Source organism: Bradyrhizobium sp. Y36, assembly GCF_002531575.1.
Taxonomy (GTDB): domain Bacteria; phylum Pseudomonadota; class Alphaproteobacteria; order Rhizobiales; family Xanthobacteraceae; genus Bradyrhizobium.
Genome location: NZ_NWTI01000001.1, coordinates 512,487 through 530,204, shown reverse-complemented (window position 1 = coordinate 530,204; position 17,718 = coordinate 512,487). Strand labels below are relative to the sequence as shown.

The following is a 17,718-nucleotide window of genomic DNA, read 5'->3' as shown; positions in this document are numbered from 1 at the left end:
CGGTGTGACCTCAAATGCCCGACCGCCTGAAATCCGCGGCATCGAAGAAGAACCCGCTCAAGCGGAACGACGAAGCCCCGACCGCCAACGAACGCAAGCCGCTGCCCACGGGCGCTGGTGCCCGCATGAACGCGCGGGTCGTGCTCGCTCTCATCCTCGTCGCCCTTGCGTTGTGGACGGCGGCGGGCTTCCTGCCGGCGTTGATCTGGGCTGCAATTCTCGCAACCTCGCTATGGCCGCTCTACGTCAAGTTTTCGACCCGCGTGAGCTCCAGCCCGTCCAGCCTGTCCGCCTTCGTCTTCACCCTCATCGTCGCGCTCATCCTGTTCACGCCCATGTCGCTTGCGATCTACCAGATCGCGCAGCAGGGCGACCTGCTCGTCGGCTGGTTGAAGAAGGCCGGGGAGAGCGGGATCGAGGTCCCCGAATGGCTTGCCCGTCTGCCGATCGCGGCAGAGAGCGTGCAGCAGTGGTGGCGCAGCAACCTGTCGGATCCCAAGGCCGCGACCGAATGGCTGAAATCCGTCAATGCGGACAACGCATCGGAGCTGTTTCGCACGTTCGGCGGCCAGCTGCTTCACCGTCTCTTTCTGCTGCTGTTTTCGCTGCTGGCCCTGTTTGTCCTGCTGCGCAACGGCCGGTCGATCTCGGATCGCATCCTGGAAACCTGTGATCGACTTTTTGGCGAGGCCGGAGAAGGTCTTGCCGAGAAGATGGTCGACGCGACCCGCGGTACCGTGAACGGCACGGTGCTGGTCGCGGCCGGCGAAGGACTGTTGATCGGCGTCGGCTATCTCGTCGCCGGCGTGCCGAATGCCATCGTCTTCACAATCCTCACGACGGCTTTCGCGATGCTTCCGTTCGGCGCCTGGCTGGCTTTCACCGTCGCGGCGCTGGTGTTGCTGTCAGGTGGAGGCAGCGGAATTGCAGCGGCCGGGGTCTTCTTCTGGGGAGCGATCGTCATGTTCGCCGGCGATCATTTCGTATGGCCGACGTTGGTGGGCGACTCGGCGCGGCTGCCGTTTCTGTTCGCGTTCGTCGGAATCTTTGGCGGCCTTGCTGCCTTCGGTTTGCTCGGCCTGTTCCTGGGGCCGGTGATCATGGCCGCCTTGTTGGTGGTCTGGCGCGAATGGATTTTCCGACCCGTCCCCGGCAAGGCGGTGGTCCGAGAGGCGCGTTAAGGCGGCGCCTGACCTCACGCCGCGCGCACGGTCTCCAGGAATTTGCTGACCTCGATCTTCAGCCGGTTGCTGTCGTTCGACAGCGACTGCGCCGCGGACAGCACCTGTGACGACGCCGAGCCGGTCTCGGTCGCGCCCTGGCGCACGCTGGAGATGTTGGCGCTGACCTGCGTGGTGCCGGCCGCCGCATTCTGCACGTTGCGCGAGATCTCGCTGGTCGCGGCGCCCTGCTCTTCCACGGCAGCCGCGATGGTGGAGGAAATCTCGGACAATCGCTCGATGGTGCCGCCGATGGTCTTGATGGCGCCGACGGAATCCTGCGTGGCGATCTGGATGCTCGAAATCTGCTGGCCGATGTCGCCGGTCGCCTTCGCGGTCTGCTCGGCCAGCGCCTTCACCTCCGAGGCCACCACGGCGAAGCCGCGCCCGGCCTCGCCGGCACGCGCGGCCTCGATGGTGGCGTTCAGCGCCAAAAGGTTGGTCTGGCCGGCGATGGCGTTGATGAGCTCGACAACGTCGCCGATGCGCGCGGCCGCCTTCGACAATTCGCCGACGCGATCGTTGGTCTGCCCGGCCTGGCTGACGGCCTCGTCCGCGATACGCGCGGACGCCTGCACCTGGCGGCTGATCTCGTTGACGGATGCCGTCAGTTCTTCGGCAGCGGAGGCCACCGACTGGACGTTGGTCGCCGCCTCTTCGGACGCGGCCTCGACCAGCGTGGCAAGCTCGGTCGACCGGCCGGCGGTGGTCGTCAGGGACGTGGCCGACGCCTCGAGCTCGTTGGCGGCGGACGACACGGTCTCGACGATCTCGCCGACCGCGCCTTCGAAATCGTCGGCCATGCGGATCATGTCGGCGCGGCGGCGTTCGGCGAGGAGCTTGTCCAGCCGGATCTTCTCTTCGGCCTCTTCCTGCGCCTTGCGCTCGGAATTGACCTTGAACGTCTCGACGGCCTGCGCGATCTCGCCGATCTCGTCGGGGCGACCGAGGCCGGGCAGCACGATGGCGAAATTGCCGTTGGCGAGCTCGATCATGGCCGCACGCATCGCGGTCAACGGCTTCGAGACCGAACGGCCGATGAAGATGCCGAGGCCGAGCACGCCCGATGCAATGAGTGCGATGGCGACCGCGATCCAGAACTGGACGCTGGCGCGCTCGGCATCGTTCAGGCGATCGGCTTCGACACGGATGGCGTCGACCGATGTCGAGACCTGCTCGATGACGGGCTCGACCGCGGAGAAGGCTTCGGACATCGCCTTCAGCTCGGCCGCGAGCTTCAGCGCGCTCTCCATCCAGGCGGAGAAATCGCGCTGGTAGTCGGCGAGCTTCTGCCGCAGCTCGGCTTTCGCGTTGTCGGGAATGGTGGCGGCGTTGAGGCTGGCCGAGAATTCAGCCGTGCGCTTCTTCATGTCGTCGCCGTATCTGGCGTCGCGACGCAGCATGAAGTCCTTCTCGTGCCGGCGCATCATCAGCATGATCACCTTGAGAGAGGAGTCCTGGAGCTGGTCGACCTGGTTCTCGATGCCGTGGACGGAGGCGCGCAGGCGCCCTTCGAGGCCGGATTTCTCGTCGAGACCAAGCCGCTGCCGCTGCTCGACCACCGCGGTGAAGCGCGTCTGGTAGATCTTCAGCGACGCGTTCATCGCGTCGATCCGCGCGGCCAGTTCGCCCTTGCCGAGGGCTGCGATCTTGCCGCGGAGCGTCTCGACGTCGAGCGCCGCCTGCCGGCTGATCTCGACCTGGCGCTGCGCCTTGGCCGGATCGCTGCGCAACAGGAAATCCTTTTCGGCCCGGCGCGCTTCGAGCAGCTCGACCGCGATCCTGCTGTTGAGTTCGAAGACGCTGCGCGCCTCCTCGGCGGCGCTGCGATAGACGCCCATCGCGCGCTCCCCATAGAGGTGAATGCCGCCGATCAGGATGACGCCGACGACGCCGATCACGCCGATCGCCGTGATCTTGTGGGTGAGACGAAGAGAAAGAAGCCGCATCCGACGCGAGACCCAATGGTGGCAGATACGGTTGATGAAGCGATAATGCGTCAAAGCTTCCGTTAATTTGCGGGCACGTACGAATACGTGCATTTGTCACAATACTCGCCATTGTGCACGTTGGCGTGCACAACGGCTGGCGCGGCGACGCTTATCCGGTTCCAGGCGCGCCGAACCATCGCGAGGCGGCCCGAGCGACCTCCTCACTATCGGACGCGCTCGCGCCGGCCCATGCAACAAAGCCATCGGGGCGCACCAGCACGGCGCTCAGGCCCAACCGATCTCTCGGCTCACCTGCGACATACGCGATCCGATCGCTCCAGCCGCTCGCCAGCGCTCGAAGCGGCGCACGCGTATCGAAGTCAAGCAACAGGCCTTTCGCCGCTCTGAGCTGTTCCCCGATCGTCGTCCCGTCAGACAGTTCGAAATCGGGAGCACTGCGGCCAACAAGCGGATGGCTGCCACCAAGGTCGTAACGCAGCGAAACGCCGCGCACGCGTTCGGCAAAATAGGTCGCGCCGTCGCGGGTCGCGATGAGATCGCGGATGATGGCCTGGAGCGCGCGGGTGCCCGGCGTCGGCCGCATGATCGCGACCTGCGCGCGCGACCAGTCGAGGATTTGTGCGCCGGCGGCATGTCGCTCTCGCGAATAGCCGTCGAGGAGATGGTCTGGCGCATTGCCACGGACCGTCGCAGCCAGCTTCCAGCCCAGGTTCATCGCATCGCTCAGACCGAGATTGAGGCCCTGGCCGCCCAGCGGCGAATGGGTGTGCGCAGCATCTCCAGCGAGCAGCACGCGCCCCTTGCGATAGGTGGATGTCTGACGGGCCCGATCCGTCCAGGTCGCAGCAAGTCGAAGTCCGGTGATGGTGACATCAGTGCAGGAGACGCGGCGCAGGACGCTCTGCACGTGCTCGATCGTGATCGGCGTGGTGCGGTGGAACGCACCGCCGTCGAAATCGACCATCGCGATCGTACCGGGCTGCGCATAGGTGTACATGCCCGTCGGCGTGTAGTTGCGGCCGGGGCTGAGTTTCTCCGGATCGGCCAGCTCGACTGCGATGGAATAGCCGGTGAATTCAGGATCGGTGCCGACGAAATCGAATCCACCCATCTTGCGCACCGTGCTGCGGCCGCCGTCGCAACCGACGAGCCAGCGGCCGCGGAACGTCTCGCCCGCGGCCTGCACTGTCACGTCCTCGTCCGCAACGGCAAAGGCAGTGACGCCGGAGCCGCGCCGGATCTCGACGCCCAGACTGCATGCACGCGCGGCCAGGACGGTTTCCAGCGTTTGCATGTCGATAGCCACCGCGGCATCGGCCGGCGTCGGCAAGCGCCAAGGCCATTTCGCGGCATCGAGGTCGTCCTGGTAGAACTGGAGGCCGGCGAAATGCCCCGCGGGCCGCCGCGTCTGCTGCATCCAGTGCGCCGCACTCCTGATCGCGCCGGCGCTGGCGCGTTGCGCTGCCACGATCTCGTCCAGCAAGCCGCGCCGGTGAAAGGCTTCGCATGTCGGGATCGACAGGCCACGCAGGCCGAACGGGAGTTGCTTCAGCGCCGAATGCGGATCCTGCGCCTGCTCCAGCACGAGGACCGAGACACCGGCGAGCCTCAACTCGCACGCGAGAAACAGGCCGACGGGGCCCGCGCCGGCAATCATGACGTCGTGGAAATTCGAAGGTTGAGAAATCGAGACGCGATCGCGCATGAGACGCTCCTGTGGCCGATGTTCGACCGGAGCGTTCCCAGCGCTTGAGAATCACACGGACGAACAATTGAACGCCCGCATGGCGTCCGCTGTTCGTCGTGGGGATCTCGTGCACGAGGCCAAAGACCAGAGCTTTCGTTACCGAAAGGATTTGGGCTTACCAGACCAAATCTGCCTTTTCCGACGGGAGCTGTTTAATTTCCCGGTGAGGGATGCGCAACGAAAAAGGCACGGCGCCCGCGACGCCGTGCCTTTCGCATTCACGTGGCCTTGATCAGCCCGAGCTCGCTCAGCTGTAGATCTCGAACAGGCCGGCGCCGCCCTGGCCGCCGCCGATGCACATCGTCACCACGCCCCACTTGGCCTTGCGGCGGGCGCCTTCCTGCAGCAGATGGCCGGTGAGACGGGCGCCGGTCATGCCGAAGGGATGGCCGATCGCGATCGAGCCGCCATTGACGTTGTACTTGGCGGGATCGATACCGAGCTGATCCCGGCAATACAGGCACTGGCTGGCGAAGGCCTCGTTGAGTTCCCACAGGTCGATGTCGTCGACCTTGAGACCGGTGCGCTTCAGGAGCTTCGGAATCGCGAACACCGGGCCGATGCCCATCTCGTCGGGCTCGCAGCCGGCGGTGGCCCAGGCGACGAAGCGGCCGAGCGGCTTGAGGCCGCGCTTCTCGGCGTCCTTGGCTTCCATCAGCACCACGGCGGCGGCGCCGTCCGAGAGCTGGCTGGCATTGCCGGCGGTGACGTACTTGCCGGGCCCCTTCACCGGCTCGAGCTTGGCAAGGCCCTCCAGCGTGGTCTCGGGGCGATTGCATTCGTCGCGATCGACGACGTAGTCGACGATGCTCTCCGCCTTGGTCTGCTTGTCGACGACCTTCATCTTCGTCTTCATCGGGACGATTTCGTCCTTGAACTTGCCTGCCTGCTGCGCGGAAGCCATGCGGCGTTGCGATTCCAGCGAGAACTCGTCCTGGTATTCGCGGCTGAGCTTGTAGCGCTCGGCGACGATGTCGGCGGTGTCGATCATCGCCATGAAGATGTCGGGGGCGACCTTGAGCAGTTCAGGGTCGATCGATTCCTTCGGCGTGCCGCCGCCGGGCATCGAGATGCTCTCGACGCCGCCGGCGACGATGCAGTCGGCGCCGTCCGAGCGGATCGAGTTGGCAGCCATCGCGATGGTCTGCAGGCCCGAGGAGCAGAAGCGGTTCACCGAGACGCCGGCCGTGGTCTTCGGCAGGCCGGCGAGCAGCGCGGCCTGGCGGCCGATGTTCGGCGCGCCATGGGCGCAATTGCCGAGATAGCAGTCCTCGACATAATCCTTCTCGACGCCGGCGCGGCTCACTGCGTGCTGAATGGCGTGGGCCGCGAGCGACATCGGCGGCGTGATGTTGAACCCGCCGCGGCCGGATTTCGCGAGGCCCGTGCGCGCATAGGAAACGATGACGGCTTCACGCATTGTTTTCTCCCTTGTCGAACATTGGTACGGAGGCGTCGTGGACGCCATTGGTACACAAAGTTTGGCGGGTGCGGGAGGAAATACGCGGCATTAGCATCAACAAAAACGCCGCCCTCGTGAAGCGGGGCGGCGTTGTTCCGCAGGTCGGAATATATGATGCCCGTCATTCCGCAGCATGCGCCACGGAAGGACGAGCTCAGAACGTCAGCGCCTTGGCCTGCTTGACCTGCGGCAGGGCCTGCACCTTGGCGAGCAGGTCGGCCGGCACCGCGCCGTCGACCTCGACGAGGGCGATGGCATCGCTGCCGGGCGCGACACGGCCGAGATGGAAGGTGGCGATGTTGAGCTTGGCATCGCCGAGCAGGCTCGCGAACCGGCCGATGAAGCCCGGCTTGTCCTCGTTGGTCACGTAGATCATCGACTTGCCGAACTCGGCGTCGACGCGGATGCCCTTGATGTCGACGAGGCGCGGCTTGCCGTCGGCATAGACGGTGCCCGAGACCGACCGCTCCTGCCGCTCGGTGGTGACCGTGACAGTGATCAGGCTCTCATAGTCGCTCTGGGCGGCGCGGACGATCTCGTCCACGACCATGCCGCGCTCCTTGGCGACGACCGGCGCCGACACCACGTTGACCTCGCCCAGCATCGGGCGCAGCAGGCCCGACAGCACGGCCGAGGTGATCGCCTTGATCTTCATCTCGGCGACGTGGCCCTCATAGGTGATCTCGACCTTGAGGATGCCGCTCTCGGTGAGCTGGCCGGCGAACGAGCCGAGCTTCTCGGCGAGCGAGATGAACGGCTTCAGTTTTGGTGCTTCTTCCGCCGTGATCGAGGGGAAGTTGACCGCATTCGAGATCGCGCCGGTGAGCAGGTAATCAGACATCTGCTCGGCGACCTGAAGCGCCACGTTCTCCTGTGCTTCCGTGGTGGAGGCGCCGAGATGCGGCGTGCAGATTACGTTGGGATGGCCAAACAGGACGTTCTTGGTCGCGGGCTCCTCGACGAAGACGTCGAAGGCGGCGCCGGCGATGTGCTTGGCGTTGAGCGCATCGACCACCGCCTGCTCGTCGACCAGGCCGCCGCGGGCGCAGTTGATCAGGCGCACGCCCTTCTTCATCTTGGCGATCGCGGCCGCGTCGATGATGTTCTTGGTCTTCTCGGTGAGCGGGGTGTGCAGCGTGATGAAGTCGGCACGCTTGAGCAGATCGTCGAGTTCGACCTTCTCGACGCCGATGTCCTTGGCGCGCTCCGGCGACAGGAACGGATCGAACGCGACCACCTTCATGCGCAGACCGAGCGCGCGGTCGGCGACGATCGAGCCGATATTGCCGCAGCCGACGACGCCCAGCACCTTGCCGGTGATCTCGACGCCCATGAAGCGGTTCTTCTCCCACTTGCCGGCCTGGGTCGAGGCGTCGGCCTGCGGGATCTCGCGAGCCAGCGCCAGCATCAGGGTGATGGCGTGCTCGGCGGTCGTGATCGAATTGCCGAACGGCGTGTTCATCACGATGATGCCCTTGGCCGTCGCGGCCGGAATCTCGACATTGTCGACGCCGATGCCGGCGCGGCCGATCACCTTCAGCTTCGCAGCCTTCTCGAGGATCTTGGCGGTCGCCTTGGTCGCGGAGCGGATCGCGAGGCCGTCGTAATTGCCGATGATCTCGGCAAGCTTGTCCTTGTCCTTGCCGAGGTTGGGCTGGAAGTCGACCTCGACGCCGCGATCCTTGAAGATCTGCACGGCAGCGGGCGAGAGTGCGTCGGAGATGAGAACTTTGGGTTTGGTCATTTGTGTGATCCGTGGTGCGTGCTGCATTTACGGAATGTCATCCGCGGGCTTGACCCGCGGATCCATCTCTCTTGATTGATGGATGGCCGGGTCGGGCCCGGCCATGACGAGGAGTTGGTTTGCTTACGCTGCCTTGGGCAGAGCGGCCTTGGTCTCGGCGAAGGCCCAGTCGATCCACTGCGTCAGGATCTCGACGTCCTTGGCCTCGACAGTGGCGCCGCACCAGATGCGCAGGCCGGCCGGCGCATCGCGGTAGTAGGCGAAGTCGTAACCGGCGCCTTCCTTCTCGATCAGCGCGACCAGCTTCTTCGAGAACTCCGCCTGCGCGTCGTCCGAGAGCGAGGTGATCGCGGGATCGGTGAACTTCAGGCACACCGAGGTGTTGGAGCGGATCGCGGCGTCCTTGGCCAGGAAGTCGATCCACGGCGTCTTCGCCTTCCAGTCGGCGAGCACCTTGGTGTTGGCGTCGGCACGCGCGATCAAGGCCTTGAGGCCGCCGATCGACTTGGCCCAGTTGAGCGCATCGAGATAGTCCTCGACGCAGAGCATCGACGGCGTGTTGATGGTCTCGCCGACGAAGATGCCTTCGTTGATCTTGCCGCCCTTGGTCATGCGGAAGATCTTCGGCAGCGGCCAGGCCGGCTTGTAGGTCTCGAGCCGCTCCACAGCACGGGGCGACAGGATCAGCATGCCGTGCGCGGCTTCGCCGCCGAGCGCCTTCTGCCAGGAGAAGGTGACGACGTCGAGCTTGGCCCAATCGAGCGGCTGCGCGAACGCAGCGGAGGTCGCGTCGCAGATGGTCAGGCCTTCGCGGGTCGCGCTGATCCAGTCGGCGTTGGGCACGCGCACGCCGGAGGTGGTGCCGTTCCAGGTGAAGACGACGTCGCTCTTGGAATCGACCTTGGAGAGGTCGGGGATCTCACCATAGGCGGCGTTGAGCTTGGTGACGTCCTTGAGCTTCAATTCCTTGACGATGTCGCTGACCCAGCCTTCGCCGAAGGATTCCCAGGCGAGCGTGGTGACGGGCCGCGCACCCAGCAGCGACCACAGCGCCATCTCGACCGCGCCGGTATCGGAGGCCGGCACGATGCCGATACGGTAATCGGCGGGCACTTCAAGCACTTCGCGCGTCAGATCGATCGCGAGCTTGAGCTTGGTCTTGCCGACCTTCGCGCGATGCGAGCGGCCGAGCGCTGCGTCCTTGAGATTTTGGGCGTTCCAGCCGGGGCGCTTGGCGCAGGGGCCGGAGGAGAAATGCGGCACGTTCGGCCGCGAAGCGGGCTTCGCTACAGTCATAGTCTACCCTTCCAGATAGTAAGCCTCCCGTTGGGGGGAGGTGTCCCGCCGCGGCTGATACGGGAATCGGGTAGTTCAGTCAAGGAAGTTCGGGGGCTTCACGCGCGAGTGATGGCGTCTCGGGGGCGATATCCGGAGATTCCACCACGGCAAGCGCATTCAGCAAGCCCGTGGCATCGCTGATCAATTGCGCGGCCCGCCGGCGGCTGCCGACTTTCAAAATGCATTTGTCATTGGCCAGCACGACGTAGTCGTTGCCGACCTTGATGATTGAATAGCTTGTCATCGAAATCCCCGAACCGACCGAGCCCGGTGTTCGACGCTGCCCTAGCACCGTTCGTTCCCCGTTCAAGGTGAACGACGAACGGGTAGTTTATCAGCTCTTAACATGAACGAACGCGCGATCCGATTTCGCTGTGCAAGCAACGCACGAGCACGCTGCGTCAAAAGCGGACAGTCATACCGACGTGACTGCCTGTGAATCCGAGCCGCTTGTAGAAGCGTTGCGCATCGACTCTGCTCGCATGCGTCAGCAACTCCACCATATTGCAGCCACGCGCCTTCGCTTCCGTCACGGCCCATTGCACCAACTGCTCGCCGATGCCGCGGCTGCGGCAATCGGCGGCGACACGCACGTCTTCGAGCAGACCGCGCGCGCCGCCCTGCGAGCTGATGCCGGCAAGAACGGCGAGTTGCAGGCAGCCGACCACCCTGCCCTCGCTCTCGGCGACGACGAGCGTCAGATTCGGATCGCGCGCGACGCGCTCGAATGCCGCGTAGTAAGGCGCGGGCAGCGGATCCTCGACGCGCTCGCGGGCGCGCCCGAGATGGTCGTCAGCGAGCATCGCCACGATCGCCGGGACGTCCTCGCGGCGCGCGGGACGGATCGAGACGGACTTGTCGGTCATACGGGAGACTCCAGAGTCAGCGCGCCGGCGGCAGGCCGAGAACGGCCTCGACTTCGCCAATCCAGCGGCGAAGCGAAGCGTACCGGCCGAGATCGAAGCCGCCCTCATGCGCCACGCGGGTATAGGCGAGCAGCGAGACGTCGGCGAGCGATACCGCCTCGCCGGCAAGGAAGCGGCTGGCCGAAAGGTGCTGCTCCATGCGGTCCAGCGCCGCATAGCCGCGCTTGACCTTGTCGGGATCGAGCTCGGAGGCGTCCTTGCCGAGATAGACGAGGAGGAAGCGGCACACGGCGATATAGGGTTCGTGGCTGTACTGCTCCCAGAACAGCCATTCGTCCATCTTGGCTGCCGTGAAGGCATCGCGGGGAACCAGCTCACTGTCGCGGGCGAGATAACGGATGATGGCATTGGACTGCGCCAGCGTGCGGCCGTCGTCGAAGGCGACGGTGGGCACCTGGCCGGCACCGTTCATGGCGAGGAATTGCGGTGTGCGCGTCTCGCCCTTGCTCGTGTCGACCTCGATCCACTGGTAGGGCAATGCGAGATGATCGCAGACCCACTTCACCTTCAGACAATTTCCGGAATTGCCGTCGCCGTAGATCTTCATCGCTGCCGCCCCGCTGTGGAGCGACAGAGCATCAGGACGACGCAGCGGTGTCAACCGGCTGCAGACGCGGCGCTAGAACTTGTAGCCGGCGCCGACGCGGAAATTGTTCAGGTTGACGGAGATGTTCTTGGCGTTCGAGAAGCCGACGTGCTCCCATTCGCCGCGCAGGATCACGCAGTCGAGCAGTGCGTATTCGATGCCGATGCCGCCCGTCCATCCGTAGATGAAGCTGTTCACGCGACGCTCGGTCTGATCCATCGAAAACGGGCCAGCGGTCGTGCGGCTCGTGACACCGGTGTTCGGATCCGTAAAGTCGTCGTTCTTCAGATACGACACCGTCGCGAACCTCGACACATCGGCGCGTCCGATCGCAAGGCCGCCGAACGCGTACGGCATGAAGTCTCCGCCGGACCATCCAATTCGGCCGCGGAAGGTCGCGTAGTCCTTGAGCTGCAGCGCGGCGCCTCCGCCGAGGGTCGTCGTGTAGGAATAGACGTGATTCGTGGGCGCGGTCTCACCGGGGATCACTCGCGTCATGGAGTCGCTCGCGCTGCTCGCGAGGTTGTTCATGTAGCTGTAGTTGGCTTCGACGCCCATCACGGCGTCATAGAACTGCCAGTTGCGGCCGACATAGGCACCGAACCCCGTGGTCTGGACGTGGTTCTTCGGCAGCAGCGACCATCCTCCAACCGGAGCCTGCAGGATACTGTCGCGCAGCATGAAATCCGTCATCGATTTCGGCGCGCGGCTGAAATCCATCTCGGTCGTGGCATAACCAAACTGACCACCGACGTAGAAGCCATCCCAATTGACGGAGGACTTCGACAGACCGTCGGTGAAGCCGCCGCGCAGGATCGGCAGATCCGGCATGTCAGCCGCGTGCGCGGCAGACACCGTCCCCAACATCACCGCCGCCAACAAAAGCCCACGCATCGCAACGCTCCATCGAACTCGAACTTTCGCTGGTGATCATGGCTCGTTAACCTTAACCAATGGTTGCGTCAGACGCCTTCGTCGCTGCTCGCCATGAAAAATACGCAAAGCAAAACGGCGCGGGATGATCCCGCGCCGTTAAGAAGTCCTAACCGATCAGCTTGCCGATCAGCCCTTGGTGACGAGCGGCGGCGCGTAGACCGGCGGGCTGCTGAGATCCCAGCGCACGCCGAACTTCAGGTCGTGCGAAGTGATGTCCTTGAACTGCATGGTGCGGCCACGGTTGACGCCGGTGAAGTCGGTGAGAGTGCCGGTGACGCCGTCGCCGAGATCCACGTAGCGATAGGCCAGTTCGAGCGTGAGGCTCGGATTGACTTTGTAGGCCAGACCGGCATGCGCGGCCCAGGCGAAGTTCCACTTCGAGGCGCTGGGTGCGTAGGCAACACCGCCGTTCGGCGTGTTGATGTCCTGGAAGTTCGAAATCGTGTTGCGCGAGGTACCGACGCCGGCGCCGATGAACGGCGTCACGCACCACCAGGTGCCGAGATCGACATAGGCGTTGGCGAGCAACAGCCACTCGGACTTGCTGCCGTGATACTCGTCGGTGAAGGCCGGAGCGCCGTTGAAATTGATGATCTGCAGACCATGCAGATTGGCGTTGCTGCGGTATTCACCGGTCACGTCCGCACGGAACCAGTTGTTGAACTTGTAACCGGCGCCGAGGCCGAAGATGCCGGCCGAGTCGAAGCCGAGGCCCTGCGTGGAGGCGATGCTGATGCCGGGATCGAGGAAGCTCGGATTGAGCTGCTTGACCTTCTGGTTGCTGATGCCGATGTCGCCGCGCAGATACCAGCCACCGAAATCGGCGGGCGGAGCGGGCGGCGCGTACATGGGAGGGGGCGGGGCGATCGGCATATCGGCGGCGAACGCCATCGACGAGATCAGGGTTGCCGCACCCGCGGCAAGGAGAGACTTAACGCTACGCATTGGCTTCGTCCTTATGGCCGGTGAGGCTCAATACGAGCGCCTCACGTTCTGGAAACTCACGGGGAGGACGATGGCACCAAATGTTTAAGCGCCACTTAACCCTAATTTTTAAGGTTGATTTTTTCTGACTGCTCGCGCGGACGGACGGAAAGCGTTGCAAAAACGCATCGCCGCGCGCCAGCAATTGCTAACGATGTGTGAAGGTGCGCTGCAACGAAAGAGGAAACGTTAACGCACGTTCCGCGGCAGCTTGGGCAGGAACACCGCAAGCAGGCCGATCGCCGGCAGATAGGCACAGACCTGGTAGACGAACTCGATCGAGGTGTGGTCGGCGAGCTTGCCGAGCACGGCGGCGCCCAGCCCTCCGATGCCGAAGGCGACGCCGAAGAACACGCCCGAGATCATGCCGAAGCGATGCGGCACCAGTTCCTGTGCGAACACGATGATCGACGACGTCGTCGAGGAGATGATGAGGCCGATGACGACGCTGAGCACGGCGCTCGCGACGAGCCCGGCATAGGGCAGCGCCAGCGTGAACGGCAGCGCGCCCAGGATCGAGATCCAGATCACGATCTTGCGGCCGAAGCGATCACCAAGAGGACCGCCGAAGAACGCCCCGACCGCATTCGCCGCAAGGAAGATGAAGAGATAGATCTGGGCGGCCTGCGTCGACACGCCGAAACGGTCGATCAGATAGAAGATGTAGTAGCTCGACAGGCTCGAGACGTAGAGCTGCTTGGAGAACAGCAGCGCCACCAACACGAGCAGCGCGAGCACAACGCGGCGCGAGCTCGGCGCGTCGGGATGGGCCTGGACCGCCGCCGTCTTCTTGGCCTTGATCTGCGGCGCATACCAGCGGCCGATGCGCCAGAGGATGAGAATGGCCAGGAACGCGATCGAGGAAAACCAGGCGATGCTGCCCTGCCCGAACGGCACCACGATCAGCGCCGCCAGCACCGGCCCCATCGAGGTCCCGAAACTGCCGCCGAGCTGAAACACCGACTGCGCGAAACCGTAACGGCCGCCGGAGGCGAGCCGCGCGATGCGCGCCGATTCCGGATGAAATACCGCGGAGCCGAGGCCGACGAAGGCGGCCGCGACGAGGATGACGAGGTATTGCTGCGCGACGCTGAGCAGCAGCAGGCCGAAGAAGGTCGAGGCCATGCCGATCGCCAGCGAATAAGGCTGCGCCTTCTTGTCGGTGTAGTGCCCGACCACCGGCTGCAGCAGCGAGGCCGTGAACTGGAAGGCCAGCGTGATCATGCCGATCTGCGCGAAGTCGAGCGCGTAGGTGTCCTTCAGGATCGGGTACACCGAGGCGATCAGCGACTGCATGGTGTCGTTGAGGAAGTGCGAGACGCTGATGCCGGCGAGCACGACATAGGCCGGGCCGGCGGCCTTGTTGGCCGCAGCGGGCGTCACGTCGCTGACGACGACGGGCTCGGTCAGCGTTTCATCGGAGACGACGACTGGCTTGTTCACTGCAGCATCCCGGGACGGCGCGGCGAACCGCCGCATCTGCTTACCTACGATGCTCGCCGCGGTGGAACCACCGCCAATCGCAAATGGCTGGGATGCACTCGCCCGGTTTCACGACGAAGCGGGTAGCCCGGATGGAGCGCAGCGTAATCCGGGAATCCCTGATGCAGGGCGAACCCCGGATTTCGCTGCGCTCCATCCGGGCTACGATCGCGCTTCGCTCAGGTGTCGCAGGGTGGGCAAAGGCGCAAAGCGCCGCGCCCACGCTCTGTCTGATACGGCAACGGACGCCGTGCGCACGCTTCGCTTTGCGCACCCTACGATACTGTGGTTGCCGCTACGCCGCCGCCTGGCCCAGCGCCGAGACGATGGTGTCGACGACGTCCTCGACAAGGATGCGGTCCTCGCCCTCGCCCATCACGCGGATCACGGGCTCGGTGCCGGAGGAGCGGATCAGGAGGCGGCCGTGGCCGTTGAGGCGCTTCTCGCCGTCGGAGATGGCCGACTTGACGTCGGAATTATCGAGCGGCTTGCCGCCCTTGTGGCGAACGTTCTTGAGGATCTGCGGCAGCGGATCGAAGCGGTGGCAGACTTCCGAGACGGGCCGGCGAGATTTCTGCACCACGGCCAGCACCTGCAATGCAGCCACAAAGCCGTCGCCGGTGGTGGCGTAGTCGGACAGGATGATGTGACCGGACTGCTCGCCGCCGAGATTGTAGCCGCCGTTCAGCATCTGCTCGAGCACGTAGCGGTCGCCGACCGGCGTGCGCACGAGATCGAGCCCCTGCCCTTTCAGGAAGCGCTCCAGCCCGAGATTGGACATCACGGTGGCGACGATGCCGGGACGCGACAGCCGGCCGTCTTCCTTCCAGCTCTGCGCGATCACCGCGAGCAGCTGGTCGCCGTCGACGACATGTCCGCGCTCGTCGACCAGGATGACGCGATCGGCGTCGCCGTCGAGCGCAATGCCGATGTCGGCGCGCATCTCGCGCACCTTCTTCGACAGCGCTTCCGGCGAGGTCGAGCCGCAATCCTTGTTGATGTTGAAGCCGTCGGGCTCGACGCCGATCGGCACCACGTCGGCGCCCAATTCCCACAGCGCTTCCGGCACCACCTTGTAGGCGGCGCCGTTGGCGCAATCGATCACGACGCGCAGGCCGTCGAGCGACAGGTCGCGCGGCAGCGTACGCTTGGCGAATTCGATGTAGCGGTCATGCACGCCGTCGATACGGCGGGCGCGCCCCAGGCTTGCGCTCTGCGCGAGACGCTTGTCGATGGGCTCGTCGAGCAGTTGCTCGATCTGCCTCTCGACATCGTCGGAAAGCTTGAAGCCCTGCGGGCCGAACAGCTTGATGCCGTTGTCCTCGAACAGATTGTGCGAGGCCGAGATCATCACGCCAAGGTCGGCGCGCATCGACTTGGTCAGCATCGCAACGGCCGGCGTCGGCATCGGGCCGACCAGCAGCACGTCCATGCCGACCGAGGTGAAGCCCGCGACCATGGCGTATTCGATCATGTAACCGGACAGACGGGTGTCCTTGCCGATCACGACCCGGTGGCGGTGGTCGCCGCGCTGGAACGCAAGGCCTGCGGCCTGGCCGACCTTGAGCGCGAGCTCCGGCGTGATCAGTCCGTTGGCGCGGCCCCGAATCCCGTCCGTCCCGAAATATTTGCGACTCATATCGTCCCCCAACGCAACAACCAGGGGATCCCCTCGACAACCACGGGATGCCCGAACGGGCCCCGCATCCCTGATTTGCTGGGGTCTTATAAGCCTTGCGCGGCTAACTTGGCTTCAAAAAATATGATGAATCATTACGGAACCCGGGACGCCGCTGTCCCGATAACGCATTGTTAACATTGTATTTCCTGCGATCACGCCGGAATCGGGCGGAACCGGCCCTTAGCTGCTGCGCTTCACATGGCCGTCCCCGCGGCTCGGCGCCGGCTGGGTGACGTTGACGGGATCTGACCCCGGAAAGGTCTCCTCCAGCCCCTCTTCCAGGGCTTCCTCGAGATCATGCTTCTCCTTGATCTCTTCCGGCGAAGGCCCCGCGTGCGGCTTGGTCATGGCGCTCTCCTGCAAAACCTTCTGCAAACGATTTGGCTGCGCATCCAACCATGCTAGATGAGCCCGAAATCTTGCCATGCAAGACTCTTGAGTCAAAGACGGGCCGGGGAACGATCATGAAACATATCACCTGTATCGACGATCTTCGCGCGCTGCATAAGCGCCGCGTGCCGAAGGCCTTCTTCGACTATTGCGACCGCGGCTCCTATGCCGAGGAGACGCTGCGCGCCAACCGCGAGGACATGCAGGCGATCAAGTTCCGCCAGCGCATCCTGGTCGACGTCTCCAAGCGCGACACCTCGACCACGATCCTCGGCGAGCCCTCGACCATGCCGCTGATGCTCGCACCCGTCGGCCTGCTCGGCATGCAGCATGGCGACGGCGAGATCCACGCCTGCCGCGCCGCGCAAGCGGCGGGCATCCCGTTCACGCAATCGACCATGTCGATCTGCTCGATCGAGGACATCGCGGCCAATGTCGAGAAGCCGTTCTGGTTCCAGCTCTACGTGATGAAGGACCGCGGCTTCATCAAGGAATTGATCCAGCGCGCGATGGCGGCCAAGTGCAGCGCGCTGGTGCTGACGGTCGACCTGCAGGTGATCGGCCAGCGCCACGCCGACATCAAGAACGGCATGACGGTGCCGCCGGAATGGTCGCTGTCGAAGCTGCTGGATTTCGCCAGCAAGCCGACCTGGGTTTCCGGCGTGCTGCAGGGCAAGCGCCGCACCTTCGGCAACATCGCCGGCCATGTGAAGAACACCGAGGATCTCAACCGCCTCGCCGAATGGACCGCGTCGCAGTTCGACACCTCGCTGAACTGGAAGGACGTCGAGTGGGTCCGCAGCATCTGGCCGGGCAAGCTCGTCATCAAGGGCATCCTCGACGTCGAGGACGCCGAGGAAGCCGCCAAGACCGGCGCGCAGGCGCTGGTCGTCTCCAACCATGGCGGCCGTCAGCTCGACGGTGCGCCGTCCTCGATCGAGGTGCTGCCGGAGATCGCGGATGCGGTCGGCGAGAAGATGGAGATCATGTTCGACGGCGGCATCCGCTCCGGCCAGGACGTGATGCGCGCGCTCGCGCTCGGCGCAAAATCCTGCATGATCGGCCGCGCCTACGCCTATGGCCTCGGCGCCGGCGGCCAGGCCGGCGTCGCCAAGGCGATCGACATCATCCAGAAGGAGCTGTTGACGACGATGGGCCTGTGCGGCGTCAACCGGATCGACGAGATCGACGATCATGTCATTGCGATGTGATGCATGCCGGGATGCCGCTGCAACAACAGCCGTCGTCCCGGACAAGCGCACCACAAGCG

The 17,718-nt window shown here is 64.6% G+C and carries 15 protein-coding genes; 2 read left to right on the top strand and 13 right to left on the bottom strand.

Annotation, left to right across the window (positions count from 1 at the left end):
- Positions 1-14: 14 nt before the first annotated feature.
- Positions 15-1,181, top strand: coding sequence for an AI-2E family transporter (locus tag CO669_RS02595; RefSeq protein ID WP_097657614.1), 1,167 nt, complete (start codon positions 15-17; stop codon positions 1,179-1,181).
- A gap of 14 nt (positions 1,182-1,195) precedes the next feature.
- Here the strand turns inward: CO669_RS02595 and CO669_RS02590 are convergent, their stop codons facing one another.
- From CO669_RS02590 to CO669_RS35845, 13 genes are all read right to left on the bottom strand, one after another.
- Complete coding sequence (locus tag CO669_RS02590) at positions 1,196-3,169, bottom strand: methyl-accepting chemotaxis protein (protein ID WP_097657613.1); 1,974 nt, start codon at positions 3,167-3,169, stop codon at positions 1,196-1,198.
- Positions 3,170-3,320: 151 nt separating this feature from the next.
- Complete coding sequence (locus tag CO669_RS02585) at positions 3,321-4,877, bottom strand: FAD-dependent oxidoreductase (protein ID WP_143278604.1); 1,557 nt, start codon at positions 4,875-4,877, stop codon at positions 3,321-3,323.
- Positions 4,878-5,166: 289 nt separating this feature from the next.
- Positions 5,167-6,339, bottom strand: a complete 1,173-nt coding sequence (locus tag CO669_RS02580; protein ID WP_097657612.1) for a thiolase family protein — start codon at positions 6,337-6,339, stop codon at positions 5,167-5,169.
- A gap of 196 nt (positions 6,340-6,535) precedes the next feature.
- On the bottom strand, positions 6,536-8,125 hold the full coding sequence (gene serA / locus CO669_RS02575) for a phosphoglycerate dehydrogenase (protein WP_097657611.1): 1,590 nt from the start codon (positions 8,123-8,125) through the stop codon (positions 6,536-6,538).
- A 123-nt stretch (positions 8,126-8,248) separates the two neighbouring features.
- The gene (locus tag CO669_RS02570; RefSeq protein WP_097657610.1) at positions 8,249-9,421 is read right to left on the bottom strand and encodes a phosphoserine transaminase; all 1,173 of its coding nucleotides are present in this window, start codon (positions 9,419-9,421) and stop codon (positions 8,249-8,251) included.
- 79 nt (positions 9,422-9,500) lie between these two features.
- Positions 9,501-9,755, bottom strand: coding sequence for a hypothetical protein (locus CO669_RS02565; RefSeq protein ID WP_245444141.1), 255 nt, complete (start codon positions 9,753-9,755; stop codon positions 9,501-9,503).
- Positions 9,756-9,864: 109 nt separating this feature from the next.
- Complete coding sequence (locus tag CO669_RS02560; RefSeq protein WP_097657608.1) at positions 9,865-10,329, bottom strand: GNAT family N-acetyltransferase; 465 nt, start codon at positions 10,327-10,329, stop codon at positions 9,865-9,867.
- A gap of 16 nt (positions 10,330-10,345) precedes the next feature.
- Positions 10,346-10,936 (bottom strand): glutathione S-transferase family protein, encoded by a 591-nt coding sequence (locus CO669_RS02555; RefSeq protein ID WP_097657607.1) that lies wholly within the window; start codon positions 10,934-10,936, stop codon positions 10,346-10,348.
- A 72-nt stretch (positions 10,937-11,008) separates the two neighbouring features.
- Positions 11,009-11,869 carry an outer membrane protein gene (locus CO669_RS02550; protein WP_097657606.1) on the bottom strand — a complete coding sequence of 287 codons (861 nt, stop codon included), beginning with the start codon at positions 11,867-11,869 and terminating at the stop codon, positions 11,009-11,011.
- A 168-nt stretch (positions 11,870-12,037) separates the two neighbouring features.
- Entirely contained in the window at positions 12,038-12,856 is an 819-nt protein-coding gene (locus CO669_RS02545) for an outer membrane protein (protein ID WP_097657605.1), read from the bottom strand.
- Between the two features lie 228 nt (positions 12,857-13,084).
- Positions 13,085-14,338 (bottom strand): MFS transporter, encoded by a 1,254-nt coding sequence (locus tag CO669_RS02540; RefSeq protein WP_198963777.1) that lies wholly within the window; start codon positions 14,336-14,338, stop codon positions 13,085-13,087.
- 334 nt (positions 14,339-14,672) lie between these two features.
- Positions 14,673-16,016: a phosphoglucosamine mutase gene (gene glmM, locus CO669_RS02535; RefSeq protein WP_097657603.1), complete on the bottom strand. Its 1,344-nt coding sequence runs from the start codon at positions 16,014-16,016 to the stop codon at positions 14,673-14,675.
- A 222-nt stretch (positions 16,017-16,238) separates the two neighbouring features.
- Entirely contained in the window at positions 16,239-16,406 is a 168-nt protein-coding gene (locus CO669_RS35845; RefSeq protein ID WP_198963776.1) for a hypothetical protein, read from the bottom strand.
- A gap of 116 nt (positions 16,407-16,522) precedes the next feature.
- Here CO669_RS35845 and CO669_RS02525 point away from each other — a divergent pair, with 116 nt between their 5' ends.
- A complete protein-coding gene (locus CO669_RS02525) occupies positions 16,523-17,659 on the top strand; it encodes an alpha-hydroxy acid oxidase (protein WP_097657601.1) in 1,137 nt (378 codons plus the stop codon).
- Positions 17,660-17,718 lie beyond the last annotated feature (59 nt).